14 protein-coding genes and 1 pseudogene are annotated in these 20,289 nt (G+C 62.2%); 5 read left to right on the top strand and 10 right to left on the bottom strand.

All coding sequences use genetic code 11. From position 1 onward, the window contains the following. Positions 1-83 precede the first annotated feature (83 nt). The 3 genes from C446_RS14505 to C446_RS14495 all read right to left on the bottom strand — a co-directional run bounded on the left by C446_RS14505 (position 84) and on the right by C446_RS14495 (position 3,935). Positions 84-1,649, bottom strand: coding sequence for a methyl-accepting chemotaxis protein (locus C446_RS14505; RefSeq protein ID WP_006673882.1), 1,566 nt, complete (start codon positions 1,647-1,649; stop codon positions 84-86). A 280-nt stretch (positions 1,650-1,929) separates the two neighbouring features. Next, entirely contained in the window at positions 1,930-3,129 is a 1,200-nt protein-coding gene (locus tag C446_RS14500; RefSeq protein WP_006673881.1) for a chemotaxis protein CheW, read from the bottom strand. Beyond that, a complete protein-coding gene (locus C446_RS14495; RefSeq protein WP_006673880.1) occupies positions 3,126-3,935 on the bottom strand; it encodes a ParA family protein in 810 nt (269 codons plus the stop codon). Before C446_RS14495 ends, C446_RS14500 begins: the two co-directional genes overlap by 4 nt. A 341-nt stretch (positions 3,936-4,276) precedes the next feature. Between C446_RS14495 and cheB the strand changes: the two genes are divergently transcribed. The 4 genes from cheB to C446_RS14475 all read left to right on the top strand — a co-directional run bounded on the left by cheB (position 4,277) and on the right by C446_RS14475 (position 9,138). Further along, positions 4,277-5,371, top strand: a complete 1,095-nt coding sequence (cheB, locus tag C446_RS14490) for a chemotaxis-specific protein-glutamate methyltransferase CheB (RefSeq protein ID WP_006673879.1) — start codon at positions 4,277-4,279, stop codon at positions 5,369-5,371. Beyond that, positions 5,359-7,407, top strand: coding sequence for a chemotaxis protein CheA (gene cheA, locus C446_RS14485; protein ID WP_006673878.1), 2,049 nt, complete (start codon positions 5,359-5,361; stop codon positions 7,405-7,407). The genes cheB and cheA overlap by 13 nt, the downstream gene beginning before the upstream one ends. A gap of 141 nt (positions 7,408-7,548) precedes the next feature. Further along, positions 7,549-7,905 (top strand): chemotaxis protein CheY, encoded by a 357-nt coding sequence (gene cheY, locus C446_RS14480; RefSeq protein ID WP_006673877.1) that lies wholly within the window; start codon positions 7,549-7,551, stop codon positions 7,903-7,905. 6 nt (positions 7,906-7,911) lie between these two features. Beyond that, a complete protein-coding gene (locus C446_RS14475) occupies positions 7,912-9,138 on the top strand; it encodes a chemotaxis protein CheC (protein WP_006673876.1) in 1,227 nt (408 codons plus the stop codon). A 148-nt stretch (positions 9,139-9,286) separates the two neighbouring features. Here C446_RS14475 and C446_RS14470 read toward each other — a convergent pair whose 3' ends face one another. The 4 genes and pseudogenes from C446_RS14470 to C446_RS14455 all read right to left on the bottom strand — a co-directional run bounded on the left by C446_RS14470 (position 9,287) and on the right by C446_RS14455 (position 15,298). Beyond that, entirely contained in the window at positions 9,287-10,180 is an 894-nt protein-coding gene (locus C446_RS14470; protein WP_006673875.1) for a CheF family chemotaxis protein, read from the bottom strand. Positions 10,181-10,320: 140 nt separating this feature from the next. Further along, positions 10,321-11,973 (bottom strand): annotated as a pseudogene (locus C446_RS14465) (type II/IV secretion system ATPase subunit). 15 nt (positions 11,974-11,988) lie between these two features. Then, the gene (locus tag C446_RS14460) at positions 11,989-12,744 is read right to left on the bottom strand and encodes an ATPase domain-containing protein (protein WP_006673874.1); all 756 of its coding nucleotides are present in this window, start codon (positions 12,742-12,744) and stop codon (positions 11,989-11,991) included. After that, positions 12,737-15,298, bottom strand: coding sequence for a FlaD/FlaE family flagellar protein (locus C446_RS14455; protein WP_006673873.1), 2,562 nt, complete (start codon positions 15,296-15,298; stop codon positions 12,737-12,739). The genes C446_RS14460 and C446_RS14455 overlap by 8 nt, the downstream gene beginning before the upstream one ends. A gap of 270 nt (positions 15,299-15,568) precedes the next feature. Between C446_RS14455 and C446_RS14450 the strand changes: the two genes are divergently transcribed. After that, positions 15,569-16,402, top strand: coding sequence for a DUF7500 family protein (locus C446_RS14450; protein WP_006673872.1), 834 nt, complete (start codon positions 15,569-15,571; stop codon positions 16,400-16,402). Positions 16,403-16,771: 369 nt separating this feature from the next. Here the strand turns inward: C446_RS14450 and C446_RS19385 are convergent, their stop codons facing one another. The 3 genes from C446_RS19385 to C446_RS14440 form a co-directional block, all read right to left on the bottom strand. Beyond that, positions 16,772-16,915 carry a hypothetical protein gene (locus tag C446_RS19385; protein WP_169331370.1) on the bottom strand — a complete coding sequence of 48 codons (144 nt, stop codon included), beginning with the start codon at positions 16,913-16,915 and terminating at the stop codon, positions 16,772-16,774. Between the two features lie 78 nt (positions 16,916-16,993). Continuing rightward, entirely contained in the window at positions 16,994-18,730 is a 1,737-nt protein-coding gene (flaJ, locus tag C446_RS14445; RefSeq protein ID WP_006673871.1) for an archaellar assembly protein FlaJ, read from the bottom strand. A gap of 145 nt (positions 18,731-18,875) precedes the next feature. Further along, a complete protein-coding gene (locus C446_RS14440; RefSeq protein WP_455349965.1) occupies positions 18,876-20,177 on the bottom strand; it encodes a FlaD/FlaE family flagellar protein in 1,302 nt (433 codons plus the stop codon). Positions 20,178-20,289 lie beyond the last annotated feature (112 nt).

The raw sequence follows: 20,289 nt of genomic DNA, 5'->3' as shown, positions 1-20,289 counted from the left end.
CCTGCCACGAAACCACGACCAACTGCTTGGCTGTGTCGTTCCGCGAGCCACCGAGAATCGGTCGAGCCGCTCTGTCACCGCCGCTACCGCACGGTTCCCTCGGTTCCCTCGGTTCCCTCCGTTTCCGTCTGTAACTCGTCGACCTCCTCGACCAGTTGATCGATCGTCTGTTGCTGGTGGTCCGTCGCCGCGACGACCCGAGCTGCCGCCGCCTCGCTCTCGTCGGAGCGGTCCCGTACCGTCTCCATAGTCGAGGTGAGTTCCTCGACGCTTGCCGTCTGGTCGTCGACGACGCGGGCGACCTCCGAGATTCCGTCAGTTGCCTCCTGGACCGACTCCGTGATCCCCTCGAGTGTGTCCAGGACCGCCTCGATCTGCTCGTCGGCGTGGTCGATCCGCTCCCGGGACCGATCGACTGCGTCCGTCGTCTCCGTCGATTGTGCCTGGAGCTCCTCGAGGCTGGCCGAAATCTCTTCGGTGTGCTGTTGTGTTTCGTCGGCCAGCGTCTTCACGTGGTCGGCGACGACCGCGAACCCGTCGCCGCTCTCGCCTGCACGCGCGGCCTCGATGTTGGCGTTGAGCGCGAGCAGGTTCGTCTCGTCGGCCACGTCGGCGATGACCTCGACGACCTCGCCGATCTCGTCCATCTTCTCCGAGAGAGCGCCGACGCTGTCGACGAGTTCGTCGCCGATCTCGACGACGTCTCCCATCGCCTCCCGTGCGTCCTCACCGGCCTCGAGACCGTCATCGACAGCATCGCTCGCGTCTTCGGCTGCCGAATCGACCTCGTCTGCCTGTGCAGCCAGCTCTTCCATCCCGGCCGCGAACGACTGCATCTCGGTTACCGAGTCCTCGAGGAGGTCGTGCTGTTCGGAGACGTTCCCCGAAATCTCGTCGGCGGCTGCGCTGGCTTCGTCGACGGCGGCTTCCATCTCGGCCGCGCGTTCGGTGACCCGGCCGGTAAGCGTCTCGAGGGTATCGGCCATGTCGTTGACGTCGTCGATGATCGCCGTCAGATCCGCATCGAGCACGGCGAACTCCGCCCGGTGATCGGCTCGGGCCGTGAGGTCCCCGCGGCCGATCCGGTTCGCCGTCGCCTGGACTTCACGGACGAGATCGGCCGTGGCGTCCCGCTCGGTTACCACGTCCGTCTGGTCGACGACGACCTCGATGACGCCGACGAGCTGGTCGTCCTCGTACAGCGGGGTCGCCGAGAAGTCGATGTGTTTCTCGTCGCCGTGGCGATCGACCATCGTGCTGGTGTCGCCGTAGCGGTTCCGTGACGGGTCGGACAACTCCACGTCGAACTCCCGGTGGGCCCGTTCGGGTGCCTGCAAGACCTTGTCCGCCAGGGTATCCGCCCGGCGGCCGTCCGGGTAGAACAGCTCCGAGACGCGGTCGTGACCGATTGCCTCTTGGCGGTCGACCCCCGTCAGCTCGGCGATGGCCGCGTTCCACTCGCGGACCTGCCCGTCTGCGTCGAGCACGAACGTCGGCACCCCAGTGCCGTCAAACAGCTGCTGGTAGCCGGCACGACGGAGCGTTTCGGCGTCGCCCGGTTCGTCGGCTCCGACTCCCGACGGCTCGGCTCCGTCGTCGGTCTCCGTCTTCTCTCCGCGGTTCGCTCGGTCGACCGTCCGTTCACTCATTCCTATCACTCTGAAGGTCAAACCTGGGGTAGTTAAATCTCGTGGCGGAATCGCCGGTTTCGGGACGGGTTTCCCGGAACCAGCGCTCGAGTTTTCCGTTTTCTCGTTTGGGTCCGATATCGTCTCTGTCTCTCGTCTCTGTCTCTCATCGCTCGCTCGGAGCCGGTCGCTGCTCGAGACCAACAGGCAGGTGGTGCCAACAGACAAAAAAGATCGCGGCCCGGGAGACCCAGGCATCAGATTCCCGTTTTCCGATCGTCTGTCTCGGTTTGGCCCCGCGTTACGCTTCCGTCGCTGCCGGGGCGTGTTCCGTCGAGATGTTGTCGATAATCTCGTCGACGTCCAGCCACGTAACGAGCGTCGTCTCTCCGTTGGTGTTTTTCTTGACGATCCCTTCGACGAACTCGTGTTGGGCACCGACGTCGCCGTCCATCGCGCTGTTTGGATCGTCGATCTGGGATTCGCGGTAGGTGACCGCCTGGGAGACGTCGGTCACGCGAACGCCCAACTTCTGTTTGTCGTCGTCGCGTTCCAAGACGACGATGTAGTGATCCTCGGAGAGTTCGTTACGCTCGACGTCGAGCATGGCAGTCGGATCGAGGACGCCGGTGATCTCACCGCGGAGGTCGGTCACGCCGTCGATCGCGTCGGGGCCGCGGGGGAACCGCGTGATGTCTTTCATCTCGACGATCGCGCTGACCCGATCGATCTCGATCGCGTAGCGGCTATCCCGAAGGTAGAACTCGAGCATCTGGATCGTGTCCTCCTGGTTGTGCGTCGAGGCGATCAGCGAATCCCCTTGCTCGAAGACCTCCTTCCGGCGGGCGATGGTCGCGTCGCCGTACGTGTCCTCACCCTGTCCGACTGCGGAGGCGTCGACGATGCTTTCGCCGCCGACGACGCTCCCGTCTCCGGTGCCGGCGATCGCACCGCGCAAGGCGGGATCGATCCCGTCCGCGGTCTCGTCGCCGACGGCGTCGACCATCGCCTCGAGCCCGTCGTCGGAGTCCGTCTCGGTTTCGGATGCGGATTCGTCCTCTTCGGGGTCGGATTCGTCGGCGCTGGCGTCGTTTTCGGCGGTGTCTTGGTCTTGGTCTTGGTCTTGGTCCTCGTCGTTGTCCACGTCGTCACTCCCAGCGATCCCCTGTTCGTCGTAGGTGACGGTTTCTCCATTTCCGTCTGCATCCCGGGCACCGTCTCCGTCACCATCCGTAGTTGCTTTCGACCTCGACTCCGGCTCCGATTCCGGTCCGGACTCCGATTCCGAGGACGCCTCTTCCGAACTCGAGTCAGCCGCCGGCGTCGCCGTCCCATCGACGCCTTCGTCTCCCGCGTCAGCCTCCGTCGGTTCTGTGTGTGCGTTTCCGGACGTGGCTTCGTCGTCGGTTTCGGTCCCGGCCTCGTCGTTCTCACTCTCGGTTCGGCTCCGTCCCGATCGGTTCCGTATCTCCCGGATGCGCCGTGCTCTGTCGTCGGTCATGCTGATACCTCTCGTTTCGTGAGCCGTTCGTCGAGCGTTGCAGCCATCGACGCGAACACGTCTCGCATGTCGTTTTCCTCCTCGACCGCGAAGATCGAATTACCGGCCGCGAACGCCCGTTGGAAGGCAACTCGCTTCCGGACCCGGTAGATCGGCGTCTCCGGCAGCGCGTCTTCGAACCACTCGAGCATCTCGTCGGCCGCGTTCGTGTTCTCGATGCGGTTCGCCACGAGCGCTCGTGGTTCGATGTCGACGTCGTGATCCATCTCGAGTGCGCCGACGTAGTCGAACAGCAACTCGAGCGAGCGCTTGCTCGTGGGTTCGGCAAGCGCCGGAATGATCAGATTTTGCGCGGCGACCAGCCCGTTGTCCGTCACTGCACCCAGGTGTGGCGGACAGTCCACGACGACGAAGTCGTAGTCGTGGGTCCCACTCTTGCTCTCGCTCTCGAGCCGCGTCAGCAGCCGATCGAGACGCAGTTCAGCGTCGGCTTCGGCCGCAAGCGTCGACGCGGCGGCGTTCATGTCCACGTTGCTCGCCACCACGTCCATCTCCTCGTGTTCGTAGACGATCTCTTCGCGGGGGACGTCGTCCGGATCGACGAGCGCGTCGAGCAGTGTCGGCGGCTCGGCGTCGTAGGCCTCGAGCAGGCCGAGTCCCTCCGTCGCGTTCCCCTGGGGATCGAGGTCGACGAAGAGTACGTCGCGACCGCGATCGTTCAGCGCGCCGGCGAGGTTGATCGCGACGGTCGTCTTCCCGACACCTCCCTTCTGATTTGTCACACAGAGCCGAGCGGGTTCCGCCATTCTCCTGGGTCGTTCCCGCTCTGCCCACATAACTCACACGGCCAACCGCCGAAACGGCGGCGAGCGATGGGTCGAATCGGCCAAACTCTTTATCAAGCGAACATCACAATTCAGTTAGCATGGTAGGGAACGTATCGTCCGCTGACCACGCCGACGGCGGCCGACCGTACCGATCGGACGGCCTGCAATCGTCGCCAACGAGGGCCTGACGCAGTGACACGTATGAGCACTATCTTCTCTTCCAGCACGGGACGACGGAACCGACCGGCCGCGGCCGGTATCGGAAAGGAATCGCGGGCGAGCTATCGCCTCGAACGCGAGCGTCAGCTTCGGTGTCACTGATGGTCCGGGCCGTCATCGCAGACGACTCCGCCGTCATGCGGGAAACCCTCGGGAAGATCCTCGAGGACGCCGGTATCGACGTCGTCGGGCGGGCCAAAAACGGTACCGAGGCCGTCGACCTCATCGTCGACGTCGAGCCCGATGTCGCGACGATCGACATCCAGATGCCGGGGTTGACCGGCCACGAGGTGATCGAAGAGGTGATGGCCCAGAAGCCGACGCCGATGCTGGTCATCAGCTCGCAGACGACGAAAAACGCCGAGGCGACGTTCGAGGCACTTGAGGCCGGGGCGGTCGACTTCATCGCCAAACCCAGCGGCGACAACTCCGTTCCGATCTGGTCGAAACAGGACGAGATCGTCGACCAGGTGCGGGCCGTCGCCAGGGCGGACGTGTCGGCCACGACCCGGGCCGACTCCGACGGCGGTGCCGGCACTGCTGCGGGCCGCTCGAGTCGCCCCGAACCGACCACCGTCGAGGTGGATGCGACCGAGGAGTTCCCCAACGATCCGACGCTCGTCATCGGCGCATCGACCGGCGGCCCTCGGGTCGTCGAACGAGTGCTGTCCGAACTGCCCGAGCGCGCAGGGTTACGAATTCTCGTAGTTCAACACATGGCTGATCACTACACAGAACGCTTCGCGACGCGTCTCGACGAACGTACCGACTACGACATCCGCGAATCGACCGGCCGCGACCGCGTCGGGCCCGGAGAGGGTGTCCTGGCCAAGGGCGGTCGCCACCTCGCGGTCACCGGCTTCAGGAACGGTCGACTCACCGTCGAACACGACGACGGTCCCGAGCGACACAACGTCAAGCCGGCCATCGACGTGACGATGGAAACCGCAGCCGAGACGATCGGCCACCGCGGAAATCTCGCGGGCGTCGTCCTGACCGGGATGGGTGCCGACGGCGCTGCGGGGCTGGCCGCGATCAAAGACGTCGGGGGCAAGGCTATCGCTCAGGACGAATCGACCTCCCGTGTCTACGGGATGCCCAAGGAAGCCGCAGATCAGGTCGATCTCGACATGGTGCTGCCGAAAGACCGGATCGCGGAAGGCGTCGTCAACGCCTTCCGGGGGTGGTCCTCGTGAGCGATCCGACCAGTACGTTCGTCCAGGAGAGCAAGGAAGACGTCCGGAAACTCAACAACGCTCTGCTGGAACTCGAGGACGCGTCGAACCCCGAGGAATCGAACGCGATCGAGACGGTGTTTCGGGTCGCGCACAACCTGAAAGGGAATTTCGGCGTGATGGGCTATACGAAGGCCAGCAATCTGGCCCACGCCATCGAGGACCTGCTCGATTGCATCCGTGATGGCGAACTCGCAGTGACCGGCGAACGGATGGACCTGATCTTCCGGGGGGTCGACCTGCTTGAGCAGATGGTCAACGAGATCTCCGACGACGGCGAGACGGAGACGAACCCGGAGGAGACGATTTCGGCGATCCGCGACTCGATCGAGGAAAACACCGGTGCGGACGCGGCCGAGGACGACGTCGACGCCGGGAACGATGGTGCCGACGAGGAACTCACCGACACTCACGACGTCCCCGTCGAGTCCCTCCGTGAGACCGTCGACCTCGCCGCCGACGAGGAACTGGTTCGGGCGGTCGTCGTCATCGACAACGAGGAAGCGCCACACGTCGACGCGATGTTCGTACTCGACGCGACCGAAGACGAGTACGACCTCGTCGAGACCGTTCCGGGCGATGACGTCCTCGAGTCCGAGGAGTTCGACGGGACACTCGACACGTATCTCCGGACGGACGCGAGCGTCACGGCCGGCGATGTCGTCGGGTTCTACGAGGACAACCGGTACGTCGCCGAGGCGACGGCGACGCCGGTGACAGCTTCGGTCGCGGGTGACTCAGGCCAAGGTCCAGGGACCGACGACACCGACGATGCAGCCGCCGGAAGCGACGACGGAGCCGACGGCGAGTCGGACGCCGACGACGACACCGGCACTGAGACGACCCACAGCACCCAGGAGGTCGAGTCCATCCGCGTCGACGTCGAACAGATCGACCAGCTCTACAATCAGGTCGAGGAGATGGTCACGAGCCGGATCAAGCTCCGCAAGATCATCGAGGAACACGACCTCGTCGAAGCCGAAGACGAACTCGAGGAGCACGGCAAGATCACCTCGAGTCTCCAGGATACCGTCCTCGAGATTCGGCTGGTCCCGCTGAAGAAGATCGTGGGCAACTTCCCTCGGGTCGTCCGGGACCTCTCGCGCAAGCAGGACAAGGAGATCGACTTCCAGATGGAGGGAGTCGACATCGAGATGGATCGTTCGATCCTCAACGAGCTGGGCGATCCGCTGATGCATCTGATCCGGAACGCGGTCGACCACGGGATCGAATCCCCGGCGGAGCGCGAGAAGAAGGGCAAATCCCGTGAAGGAACGATCAAGCTGGTCGGCGAGCGCGAACGTGATCGCGTATCGGTCACGGTCGAAGACGACGGCCGCGGCCTCGACGTCGACGAACTCCGGGAGAAGGCCGTCGAGCAGGGGGTCAAGACCGAAGAGGAGATCAAGGTACTCGACGACTCCGAAGTGTACGACCTGATCTTCCACCCCGGCTTCTCGACGACAGAGGAGGTCACCGAGGTCAGTGGCCGTGGCGTCGGCATGGACGTCGTCAACCAGGTCGTCCGTGGCGTCGACGGGTCGATCAACGTCGAGAGCGAACCCGACGAGGGGACCTCTATCACGCTCATGTTGCCGGTCAGCGTCGCTATCGTCCGAGTGCTGTTCGTCACCGTCGGCGACGAGCAGTACGGCGTCCCCATCAAGAACATCGACGAAATCTCCGAACTCGAGGACGTGACCGTCGAGACCGTCGAGGGGAGACCGGCAGTCACCCACGACGATCGGGTCTATCCGCTGCTTTCGCTTGGCGATCGACTGGACGTGCCGGATGCCGAGCACGCGAGCGACGACATGGTCGTTCGCATCAAAGACGACGTTCGCCAGGCCTGTCTGCGTTGTTCGGACGTCGTCGGCCAGGAGGAAGTCGTTATCAAGCCGTTCGAAGGCGTGCTCAGTGGGACCCCTGGGATCAGCGGTGCGTCCGTCCTCGGGGAGGGTGAGGTCGTGATGATTCTCGACGTGGAGACACTCTAAGTTTTACTAACTTGTTAGGTTGAATTTTCCACTCTTTCTCTATCGATAGCGGTACAGATAACCGTTCCGTCCTTCGTGTGCCGCGAAAACGACATCGGATCGGTCAACATCGTTAAGTCGGATGGGTGTATTCACTCCCCTATGGACGTATTGATCACAGACGATTCCGGGTTCATGCGGGATCTTCTTCGCGAAATCCTTGAGGAAGACCATAATATCGTCGGTGAGGCCGAGAACGGCGTCGAAGCAGTCGAACTTTACCAGGAAGAAGAGCCGGACATCGTTTTCATGGATATCGTGATGCCGATCAAAGACGGAATCGAGGCGACCGACGAGATCACGGACATGGACCCCGACGCGAAGGTCGTCATGTGCACCAGCGTCGAGCAGGCCGAGCAGATGAAAGACTCGATCAAGGCCGGGGCCGAGGGATACATCACCAAGCCGTTCCAGAAGGAGAGCGTGCTCGAAGAACTCAACAGCATCGCTGCCGGGTAACTCGCCATGGAGATCGACATCCGCGAACTCGAGACTTACCAGCAACTCGCCCACGACGGCGCACAAGCGGCTGCCGACTCCCTCTCGCAGCTGACGGGCATCACCACGAACGTCCAGATCACGAACGTCTCCTTGATGTCCTCCGCCGATCTCAAACAGGAGTTCATCGGCAACGAATTCGCCGGCGTCAGCGTCGATCTGAACGGCGAAATTTCCGGCGAGGTCGCCCTGGCGTTCGACGAAGAAGGGCGGCGAGCGATCACGGACACGCTCGTTCCTGCCGACGATCCCGGGAAGAAAAAAAGCAGCATCGAGGAAGTCGGCAACATCATGTCGAGTGGTTTCGTCGACGGCTGGGCGAACTACCTCAACGCCCGGATCAAAAGCTCGCCACCGACCTACATTCAGGGGACAGGAACCGACGTACTCCCCCAGTCCGCGACCGAAGGTGACAACCACCTCTTCGTCTTCCGTAGCCGCGTCGAAGCCGGCCAGGACGTCGACGACGCCGTCGACTTCCGCATTCTCCTCGTGCCGGACTCGACTTCCCTCGAGCGGACCATGGAACCCGAGACCGCGGGCGGAATCTCCTTCGAGAAGCTCGAGGTCTTCACCGATATGACCAAGGAGGGTGCCGAAAAGGCAGCGACGAACATCACCTCGATGACGGGGATCGACACGACGGTCAACGTCAGCCGGCTCACGCTGGTCCCGATCGAAGACATCCCGACGGCCGTCGGCTCCAAACGCTACGTCGGCACCGTCATGGAGTACGAAGGCAAGATCAGTGGCTTTCTCGTCATCCTGTTCGACGAGCCATCGGGCCGGGCGGTCGTCGACTCGTTGGTCCCGATGGAGACCGACGAGCAGTGGGGCGACGTCGAGCAGGAGGCGCTCAAGGAGCTGTCGAACATTATGACGAGCGGCTTCGTCGACGGCTGGGCGAACGTGTTGAACGCCGAAATCAAACACCAGCCGCCACAGTTCGTCGCCGACACTGGCGCATCCGTAATGACACCGATCACGGCGCGTATCGGCGAGACCGACGACCACGCGTTCTTGCTGGACTCGAGTATCGAGACCAACAGCGACCAGGTCTTTTCCTGCCAGATGCTCGCACTCCCGCGGCGGGACGAACTCGAGCAGGCACTGGACGACCTGCTGGTCGAAAACTCGGAGAACACGCGAGTCGATCCCGAGGATCTCTTCGAACAACAGAAGAAAGACTACTGACCGGTCTGCTGGCGGTGGTTTCCGCCACACTCGGTCCCGAACCCGGAACCGACCCAGACCCGACCCGGACGGCGATCGGGACCTAATCGTTACGCTAGTCCACTCGAGTCGACGGTCGTGATCGTGTTCGAGCGCAACGACCAACCGATCAGGTGTTGACGTCTTCGATCCGTTCGCTGACGATGATTCGCCCTTTCGGCGTCAGCGAGATATTGTCGCCGCTCTCGACGATCAGATCCTTCTCCCGGACGGAGTTCAACACGTTCGTCACGTAGGCTGGATCGCCGTCCAGCATGTTCGTAAAGTCGATCTCGCCGCCGGTGGCGTGGACGCTGACGAGGACGCGCTTCTCGGGGTTCGAGAGGTCGATCTCGTCGACCTCCTCGCGGAGATCGTCGAACTCGAGGCGGAGGAACCTGGCGAGCAGGTTCACGTACTGGCTCTTCGAGGGCGCGATCAGCGATGTCTTGGTTAGCCCGCCGTCGTCGATGTACTTCACGACGAGCGTGACGCGGTCGTCGCTGTCGCCGATCTTGTTGCCACGGTCGATCGACATGACTCGCTCGACGTCGAAGCTGAAGTTGTCCTGCTTCGTCCGGACCTCGATCCGGCGGTTCTTGATCTTCAGTTTCCCGGGGACGACCGGCGTGTCTTTTACCCGGCCACCGACCCTGGCCGGGTGTTTTACCGCGACCCTCCGTCCGTTCAGCAGACAGCGAAAGAGGAGCGCGACGAACTTTTCGGCGGTTTCACCCTTGCTCTCGATCACCGCACTTCTGGTCGATCCTTCTTCGTCGCGGTAGCCGACCGTCACGGTGTCGTTGAAGAACTGCCTGACGTGGTTCGGGACGCTGCCGACGTTGACGTCGATGACCCGCGAGAGCGGGACCGTCTCCTTTCCGTCGCCGGAGGCGAGCACGAGCCGCCGTTTCGTCATGATGACCCGGCCGCTCACCGGCTTCCCACTCGATCCGTCGTCCCCACTGCCTCGGTTCCCGAGAAAGAAGCGGCCGGTGAAGTCGGCGACGATGTCTTCGTTCATGGTCGGTCGTTCTGAATGCCGTACTGTAGCGGTTTCGGCGTCATATTCGTTTTCATTGGCCGATCCCGTCCGACTCGATGTTCGATTCGCCGGCGGACCGAGTAGATATCCGACTCAGCGCTGTTTCACCGTGGAACAGGTCAGTCCGGCCGCGTGATGTGGAACGGTAGCCCTTCGACCCCGTCGCGCTGGAACGACTCGATCGTCGAGTTGACCTCGTGGTACTCGAGGATGTTCTCCTGGATCATCCGCTCGATGATGTCGGCCCGGAACTCCAGGTCGTCGTAGATGTCCCGGGTTTCGGCGTACCCCAGCAGGGTCGCAATCTGCTCTTCGAGGACGTACGAGTTGTTCATCCCCTGGAAGATGATCTCGTCCTCGACGGGGTCCCAGTAGAACACCTGTCGGGTGACGACCCCGTCCATCTCCTCGGAGTAGCCCTCGATCTCCTGGACCGAGGTGACCCGACGGAGGACGTCGTCGCCCTGCTTGACGCGGTTCTGGAACAGCGCCACGTCGGCGTTGTCCATGAACGTCTCGGGGACGTTGATCGGGTCGCCGGTAAACCGCTGGATCATCGAGACGATGTCGCTCGCGTGGAAGGTCAGCATGACGGGGTGGCCAGTCTGGGCCGCCTGGAACGCCATGCGACCCTCCTCACCACGGACCTCACCCACGACGATGTATTCGGGACGCGAACGCAACGCGGCCTCGACCAGGTTGAACATGTCGACGTCGGCGCTGTCGTCGCTGCGACTCTCTCGGGTGAGGAGTTGCTGCCACGTGTTGTGTGGCGGCAACACCTCGGCGGTGTCCTCCGCGGTGTAAATCTTCGAGTCTCGCGGGATGAACGACATAATCGAGTTCAGTGTCGTCGTCTTCCCCGACGCCGTCTCGCCGACGACGAACACCGTCCGCTCGTTCTCGAGACAGAGCCAGAGGTACGCGGCGAGTTCCGGCGAGAGCGTCCCCCAGTTGGTAATCTGGGTCACGGAGAGGGGGACCTCGTCGCCCTGACGGATCGTCAGGGAGGGACCTTTCACACTGACGTCGTCGCTGTAGATGACGTTCAGACGCGAACCGTCCGGCAGCGTCGAGTCAATGATCGGCTCGGCGTCGGTCNCCGCTCAGAGATGTGTATAAGAGACAGCCTCGGGCGTCCCGAAGTCGACGGACGTTTCGACCAGCCCGAAGACCCCGTGATCGACGTAACACTCGTTGGGACCGATCACGTGAATGTCCTCGTTCTCCGGGTCACGCATAACCGGCTCGAGCGGTCCCAGTCCGACTATGTCACGATTCAGTCGGTAGCGGATGTTCTCGTAGGTCTCCTGTGGAACCTCCTGGATACCGGGGTGGAACTTGACCCGCAGCCGGTCGATGAGGTTGTCGAGGTCTTCGTCTTTGATGTGGGTCGTCTCGTCGAGGAGTTCCTCGATGCGGTCGTCGTACTCGGCTTCTTTCTCGGGGGCCTCCTTGGTCGCACTCCGGCGCAGCAGGGAGTCTTTGATCTTCTCGAAGACGTCTTGCTCTTCCTGGGTTAGCGTCGGCTCGACCGCGAAGTACTGCATCTTCGTCCCGACGTCGCCGTAGACGTGGCTGTAGATTGGCCCCCCGACGGGGTAGATGACGTTCGGGTGGGCAACCTCGTGTTCGTCCGTCGGCTCGTCGACCAGCATCGGGAACTCGCCGGTGATCTGGCGGAACTTCTTTAGATGTTCCCTGAGGTGCGGTCGGCGAGCTGCAAGCTCTTGGAGCTCGTCCGACGGCTTTGGCCTCCCCATTTCGGTCATCCGACAACCACCGCGTTAGGCAACGCTGCGGTTCTCGATGACGATACCAGTTCCGGATCGGACCGAGTACCCGATCCGATCACCGACCTGTTCGCCCATGCCCGCGAACCGCTTGATGAACAGCTGTCGGCGGATGTCGTTGCCGACCTCGATCATCTCGAGTTCGATGAAGACGTCAGCGATAGAACGGAACGGGCCGATCGCCTCCTCGCCGACCGTCGAGGGGTCGACGGTTAGAACGATCACCTTCCCCTGGGAGATGACGTCCCGGAAAAACGAGATGATCTCCAGGGCCGCTTGTCGTTCCTCGTTTTCCCTGACCAGCGCCTCGAACTTCGGGTCGTTACGCAGGATGGCGTCGAACGTGTCGACGACGATGATGTCGGCCGACCAGATGGTATCTTCCTCCATCAAATCCGTCAGGAGGTCCTGGCGGTTCTGCTCTTTGTCCGAGGAGAGCACGCCGCCGCTATCGAGATCGCCGTGCAGAAACAGCATGTTCTCGAACAGCAGGTGTTCCTCCACGTTGTAGTTCAACGAGTCCATCTGCTCGATGAACCCTTTGACCTCGAGTTCGGTCGAGAGGAAGGTCACCGATTTACCGGTTTCACAGAGGCCGTACGCGAACCGCTGGGAGAGGGCACTCTTCCCGGCCCCGTAGTCGCCTTCCATGAGGACGATGCTGCCGGTCGGGATGCCACCGCCCAGTTCCTTGTTCAGTCGGTCCCGATCGTCGAGTCCGATCGAGAAGATGTTGTTTAGCTTACTCATGGTCGGTCTCGTCGGAGATCAGGACGGAGTTGATGAACTCGACCTGCCACGGCTCGAGGTCCGCGCCGTCGTCGGGGACGAGAACGGGCTTGCCTCGGTCGTCAGGGTCGGCGTACCCGTAGTAGTCGTCCCGAAGTTCCGTTCCGGACTCGGTCTGGACGACTTCGGGGTCGGCCCAGACCATCGGATCGTGCTCTCGGTCCCGGTTTCGATCGCGTTCGGTCGTCTCGGTTTCGACGACGCCCGATTCGTCGATGACGATTCGCTGTGTCGTATTCGACTCGTTCCCGTCGTTTGCTTCCGTCCAGCGGTCGTCGGCGTCGGGTTCGACGTGGGCGTTCGTTCCTGGTTCGCTTTCGGCTTCGATTCCGATTTCGTTTTCGGATGTCGGCTCGCTTTCGGCTTCAATTCCGATCTCGTTTTCGGATGCTGGCTCGCTTTCGGCTTCCCCTTCGAACCCGATGTCCGCTGACTGATCCGGTTCCGTCTCCGCGACCAGTTCCTCCGGACTCACTTCGCCGACATCTGGCCCGTCGGTCGTCTCGGCCGCGTTCGTAGCGTCGTCGACTGCGTCGACCGGCACGTCGACGGCGTCGTCGACGGTCACGTCCGTCACCGTCGCGTCGCTGATCTCCGTAGCTTCGGCGGGACCGTCGCTTTCACCTTGGCGTTCGCCTTCGGCCGTAACACTGGGGGACTCGTCTGCAGACTCGACTTCCGTGTACGTGAGCTCGGTCTCTTCGTCGTCGGCGTCGGTTTCCTCGACCACGACCGGGTCTTCGTCGTCGGTCTCGAGGGAAGCTTCGAGCGGTTCTTCGCCGTCTTCTCCGGTTTCCTCTTCTGTCACGTCGCTGTCGTCGGCTGCGGGGCTCTCGTCGGCCTCGGCGTCGAGGTCAGGTTCGGAATCCGACGCGGGATCGGACGCGGACTCGTCGTCCGTTTCGCCCGGTTCCTCCACCTCGATCTTCCGACGGGTGGAAATACCCTCGTCGGCGAGCCACTCGTCGAACGGCTGGCGTTTCTTGGCCGGCGTCGCGATCTGACTGATCCGCCACAGGCTCCGTTTGTGATCGACACCGAGCGAGGAGCGTGGCTCGGGGTCTTCCAGGTCGGGGCCGCCGTCGAACCCGTTCAGCATCGTCTGCAGGTACGATTCGACCGACGCCGAGACCCAGCCGATCGTCTCGTAGAACCGCAGCGTCTGGGCCGCCCCGTCGAGACCGGCCTGTTCGACGAGGTACTCGAGCCAGTCCATCACGACGTACTCGGTGTCGTACTCGGAGGGAATCTCTGCCAGGTACGGTCGTCCGCCGTCGTCCCACGGAATGTGTTCGTCCTGGTCGCCAGCGTCATCCTCTTCGAGCTCCGAGATCGGAGCCGATTCGGCGGTGTCGTCCCCGACGTCCGGTTCGTCGAACGTCGCGGTCTCGTCAGTGTCGTCGGCCAACTCTTCGCCAGTGTCGTCGACGCCGAGTTGGTCTTCTAGTTCGTCGTCGGATTCCTCGACGACGCCGATACCGGCCTCCTCGAGTTCGTCGCTGGGGCTCGTCGTCTCCCCGTCGTCGAACTCGAGGTCGTCACCGTCGTCGCCGTCGAAGTCGTCCTCGTCTTCGCTTCCTGTACTGGCGGCATCCCCCTCGTCCCATTCGGCTTCGCCCGACTCGTACTCCGATTTCAACTCGTTGAACGAGAGATCGTCGCCGGTGGCATCCGCGTCGGTGTCGGGCTCGGTTTCCGTACTCGAATCTTCGTCGAAGTCCTCGAGATCGTCGCCATCGTCGAAATCGTCCATGCCGCCGTCGTCGAAGTCGTCCTCGACGTCCTCGAACCCATCGTCCATACCGAGGTCGTCGAAGTCGTCACCATCGTCTTCGTCGATGACGCTCTCGTCGAGGAACTCCTCGGCTTCGGCGTCTGTGATGTCCTCGTCTACGTCGTCGTCGCCCGACTCCTCGTCACCGCCGTCGAAGAGGCTCTCGCCACCGAAGTCGCCGGTTCCACCGGCCATTCCGGCAGCAGCGCCGCCCCCGCCTCCGTCGAACTGGTCGCTCAGGGAGTCGCCCTCGACGAACGGGTTGACACCCTGGGTCACCATCTCGTAGACTTCCAGCAGCTTGCGAATGTCCTCTTCGATCTCCTCGAGCGAGTCGCTGATCTTCTCGTTCTCGCTTTGAACCGTGTTGACAGTCGACGAGAGCGATCCGACATCGTTTTCCATCTCTTCGACGCGAGCCTCGAGTTCGCTCGAGTGGCCGTTCCCGTCGTCGTCCATCTCGTCGAGGGACATGTCGTCGCCGCCGAGTCCCTCGTCTTCGAGGAAGTCGTCGCCACCGTCGAAGTCGTCGCCTTCGTCTTCCAGGAGATCGCCGCCACCCATGCCTCCGTCGTCGCTGGTACTACCGCCGCCACCGCCTCCGGCATTGGGCATTAGCCCCTGATCGCTCGTGCTTCCCGTTCCGGAGAAGTCGTCGCCCATCAGGTCGTCGTTCCCGGAGTCGCCCGTGCTCCCGTCCTCGTCGTCTCCGAGTATGTTTCCGATTATTGACAGTAACATAGTAGCGTGTCACTCGAGTGGCTCGATCCGTTCGCAGCCCCAGCGTGTTCGCCCGTGCCCATCCGATCGGGGCCGCGATACGTACTCATCTGTGAATGCTTTGCAAGTCGATGTATTAAGTAATTCTGGCCGTCCGTCGGGAAGTCGCGACTGCCGACCGGCAGTCGTCGTTCGCGCCCGCGGAATCGGCTCCATATCGACGCTTCGGAACGTCTCTCCGGGCGAAGGTTTCTTTTCTCGTGGTCCCGAACTACGCGTATCGGTCCGGACATGCCAGAACGTAACGAGGGACGGAACTCGAGTTCGAACGAGACATCGAACTCGGGTTCGAACCCAAACACGAACCCGAAAGACAACGCTGACGTACCGCCCGTCCTGCCCAGCGAACAGCAGACTGCTTCCGAGGCCGGCGGCGTCCTCTCGCCCGAGGATCTGGACATCTCCGACAGTCCCTACGTCAGCGAAATTTCCGACGGCCGGTACGTCGTCTCAGCCGACAAATCGTCGCCAAACGTCCCGGATAAAAGCGAGTCGCTCCCGTCCCGGAAGTCCCAATCGAGCGCCCCGGCCGGCTCGGGTGCCGGGGCTGGGGGGAACCGGAACCAGGACCCCAGCCTCGAGGCCGACGCTGGACGGAGTCACGGCGGTGCGGGGGCTCCTGCGGATCGTCCGGGCCCGAACCAGGGCCAGGGCCAGGGACAAGGACAAGGGCAAGATCGACGCCACCCTCGAGAGCAAGCAGCCGACCGCGGACGGGGAGCGGGCGCACCGATACAGAGTCCCGAAACCGCACGCTCGGTCCTCGCCGACGAACTCGAGCGCGTCGATGCCCGGTACGCCGTCGACATCGTCTCCCGGTTCGGAAACGAAACCGTTCGCCACCGGATGACATCCGACGACGTCCTCGATACGTTCAACAGCCTCGTGTTCTGGTACGCCCGGAACGTCGCCCGCGACACCAGGACCGACCGGGCCGCATCGCTGCTGTTCGCCAAGTCCGACTTCGACGCTCCGCTCTCGGAGCCACAGGTTCGGACCGCCCTCCGGGAGCACGGACTCGACGAATCCGACTCGATCGAGGACCTCCTTGAGTCACTCGAGTAGCTTACCGTTCTTTTCGACACCTCTCGTGGCCTCTCGATTCCTCTCAAAAACACCGGTTTCAGCCCGTCCCGTCCGTTTTTACGATCTTTCAAAACTGACGGTTGCACGGACTGACACGTCAGAGCGAACGGCAGTTATAATACTGGCACGATCATGTTATACGTTATAAGAATAGAAATTACATTCCGGCGAAACAAAAAGAAGACGCGATGTTTGCGTTAGCGGAGAGCATCCACGCGTATATCTGGGACCTCATTCGAGATAGCGACATCTGTAGTTGTGAGTGACGGGAATCCACACCTCTGGTTCTGCTGCTCGATCGCGAAGTTCGTGCCCGAGGGTGGATCGCGCTACGTCGACCGGCCGATATCAGTGGCCGGTCCCGTTCAGGAAGATGACTCCGGCCATGAACAGCGAAAGAACGATGGTGAAACTAAACAGGAGGATCGCGCTGTGGACCGATTCGATTCCTCGATTCGGAAGCGATAATCGGTGACCGTCGTCGGGACTCATTTCGTCCGATAGTTGGGACTCGGGTATAAACCGTTTTTCGGCCGTTTCGCCAGTAGTCGAGAACGAACCGAGTACAGGCTACAGATCGACCGTGATCAGCGCGTCGATGAGCCGCTGGGTGATCGCCCCGGTGATCGCGCCGAGCCAGAGCAAGGCCGTGAAGTGAATGTACGAGTTCCCGAAGTGACCGCCGTCGGTTACTCGGATCACCATCGAGGAGATGAACGCGTTGAAGATCAGCACGATGATGATCAGATATCGGAGCATGAGGATGTCGTACTGTTCGGTGTGAATGAGCGAACCACCGATATCGGGCCCCATTCCCGCGGCAGTATCTACGTCGAAACCCGACATCAGAATAGCGAGCTCGAGGCCGATGAAGAACGCAAACGCCGACGCGGCCGTGATCCCGTAGATGACGCCGATGAGCGTCGTCGTCTGCTGTTTACGCTCCTCGCGCAGATTGACGATCTCGTTCATGTTCTGACTGATGAGCTCCCCCAGCCGCTTGGGGCTCCCGCCCATATCGCGGCCGACGAGGTACATCTCGCTGAACTTCTGGATCAGATAGGAGGCGACGTCGCCGGTGAAGTACGTCCAGGATTTCTCCGTGCTCAGGCGCATGCTCAATCGGCGGTACAGGTCGTCGACGGCGTCGGTCAGCGGCCCGAAGTCCTTCGTCCGCAGCGTCGACAACACTTCGGAGGTCGTCGCCTGCTTCGCGCTCTCGCTGGTTCCAAGCGCCCTGATGAAGTTCGGGAACTCCCGGTCGCGGTTGAACACTTGCCGTTCGTAGTACCAGAAGACGAACCCGGGAATCAACAGCGGCGAGGTCGCGATCGGCATGTAGAGCAACAGCGGAATCGCTCTGATCGGGACGTGTTCCGAGCCCGGGATAACCTTGAAAAAGATCAGCGTCATCACGACGATAAAGACCGTACTCAGTGCAACCCCGACGACCGTCGAGGCCAGGAGGAGTTTCTTGGTCCGCGTTCGGTAGCCGTTCTCGAGGTACCAGATGGGGTCCGACGGCACGACGGCCCGGATCACGAACATGAACCCGAGCTGGACGAACAGGAACAGGACGATCACGAGCACGACCATCAGTGTCGGGTCGGTTCCCGTCAGTAGCGGCAGGACGACGGCGAACACCAGCGCGAACGTCATCGAAATCAGCAGCGCGAGGTACAGGTCCTTCAGGACGTCCAGGTTCCCCAGCGATTGCCTGTAGGCCGTCGAGTACTTCTCGATCAGTACTTCCTGCTCCTGGACGAGGAACTCGTCGAGTCCCTGACCGGCCTCGAGGGTGTAAGCCATCCGTTCGAAGAGGTCTGAGACGGATTCACTGGGAACCGCTTTCGCCCGCCGTCGACAGGCATCGCCGAGGCTCATGTGCCAGACGTCGACGAGGTCGACGACGCGTTGCATTTCGACGGCTAACTCGCCGTACTCGTCTTCCTTGGCGAGTTGTCGCATCACCTCCATCCTGTCGATGTTCGTCGTCGACAGGATCGTCATGTGGATCACGAACAGATGGAACCGGTTTTCCATCTCGATCCGGCGACTGTCGACGGCGATCTTCGGATAGCCCAGCGCCGATCCGAGGATCAGCAGGCCGAACACCGGGATCAGTAGCTGGACTAGGAAGAACGCATCGATCCAGAAGGCAAGCACGATCGACCCGAGAAAGAGCAGGAACGCGGGAAGGAGAATCGCGAGTACGTACAGCCGTGCCGGGAGTTCCATCTCTTCGTAGGCGCGAACGATGGACTGCCCGAAGTTGGCTGCCGACGAGGCGCTTTCAGCGATACTCATGGGGGGTCGTCGCGACGAGGCCGTCAGTCACGGGGAACGACCGACGGCGATCGGCCCGTTCGTACGACGCACGTCGTCATGCTCGGAATACAAAACTTCCGGCCCAGACGTTTTCGTTGCGCTTCTAGTACGGCTTCGTGCACTGCTATACGGTGTCGACGCCGAACTCGTCGGAGCCGGATGCTGACGCGTCGCCGTCTTCACCGTCCGACTCCGATGGCTGTTCGTCAACTGGCTCTTCTTCCACACCGGTCGGTTCCGGCTCTCCATCGAGCAATCCGGGGTTCGGCGCTCGTTCCGGCGTCGCGATCCAGGCGACGTACTGGAGGCTGCGCTTGTGATCGTCCGAGTTCAACGCCGAGCGCGGTTCCGGGTCGTCGGTCCGTGGGCCGCCGTCGAATCCGTTCAGCATCGAGTGCAAGTACGTCCGAACCGGGTCGGAAATCCAGCCGATCGATTCGTAGTACGCAACCGTCCGCGACGCACCGTCGACCCCTGCCGCGTCGACGAGGAACTCGAGCCACTCGAGGGTCAGCAACTCGGCGTCGTTGCGAGAGGGGATTTCGACCAGGTACGGCGGTTCGTCGAGGTCGCCATTGGCGGGCGTATCGTCGGTATCGTCGTGGTCCACAACGTCGGATTCGCCGTCGGAAGTGCCGTCCTCCTCGAGCGATTCCAACTCCGCCGGCTCGTCCTCGCCTTCTTCGCGGCCACCGTCGAGTGGCGCATCCTCCTCTCGGTCGTCGAACGTGTCATCGTCGGGTTCGTCCTCGAGGGGGTCGGTCTCGAGATCGTCGTTTTCGTCTTCGTCGAACTCGTCGGCCAGCGGATCGTCGGTCTCGTCCTCGATTCCGTCGTCGAACGCTTCGAGATCGTCGTTTCCGTCTTCGTCTTCGTCTTCGTCTTCGTCTTCGTCTTCGAGTTCGACTTCCTCCTCTTCTTCCTCGAGGGCAACGTCGTCTACGAAGTCGTCATCGTCGTCCTCGGAGTNTTCGTCTTCGTCTTCGTCTTCGTCTTCGAGTTCGACTTCCTCCTCTTCTTCCTCGAGGGCAACGTCGTCTACGAAGTCGTCATCGTCGTCCTCGGAGTCGTCGAAATCGTCGTTCAGGAAGTCTTCGGCTTCCGCCTCTGCAAGCTCGTCGTCGATGTCGTCCTCCTGGGTTCCGAAGGCCCCTTCCGTGGCGCTCTCGAAGGCGTTGCCGATCTCTTGATCGCCGACGAAGGGGTTGATCCCCTGCGTGACGATCTCGTACATCTCCACCAGCTTCTCGACGTTCTGTTCGACGGTGTCGACCGAGTCGCTGATCTTCTCGTTTTCCCCGCGAACGGCTTCGACCTGTCCCTCGAGTGAGTCGATCTCCTTCTCGACCTCGTCGAGCCGATAGTTGAGTTCCTGCTCATCGTCTTCGTCGTCTTCGCCGTCTTCGAACAGCGAGTCGTCGCCCATCAGGCCGTCGTCGGCACCGCCCAACAGGTCATCGGCGTCCCCGCCGTCCGCTTCGTCCGGTTCGTCGTCGCCGTCGTCGAGTATGCTCATGGTTGTGTGGTCGAAGTTCGTT

It is taken from the genome of Halobiforma nitratireducens JCM 10879, assembly GCF_000337895.1.
In the GTDB taxonomy this organism is placed as follows: domain Archaea; phylum Halobacteriota; class Halobacteria; order Halobacteriales; family Natrialbaceae; genus Natronobacterium; species Natronobacterium nitratireducens.
The sequence above is the reverse complement of the archived record's forward strand: the minus strand, read 5'-3'. Positions and strand labels throughout refer to the sequence as shown.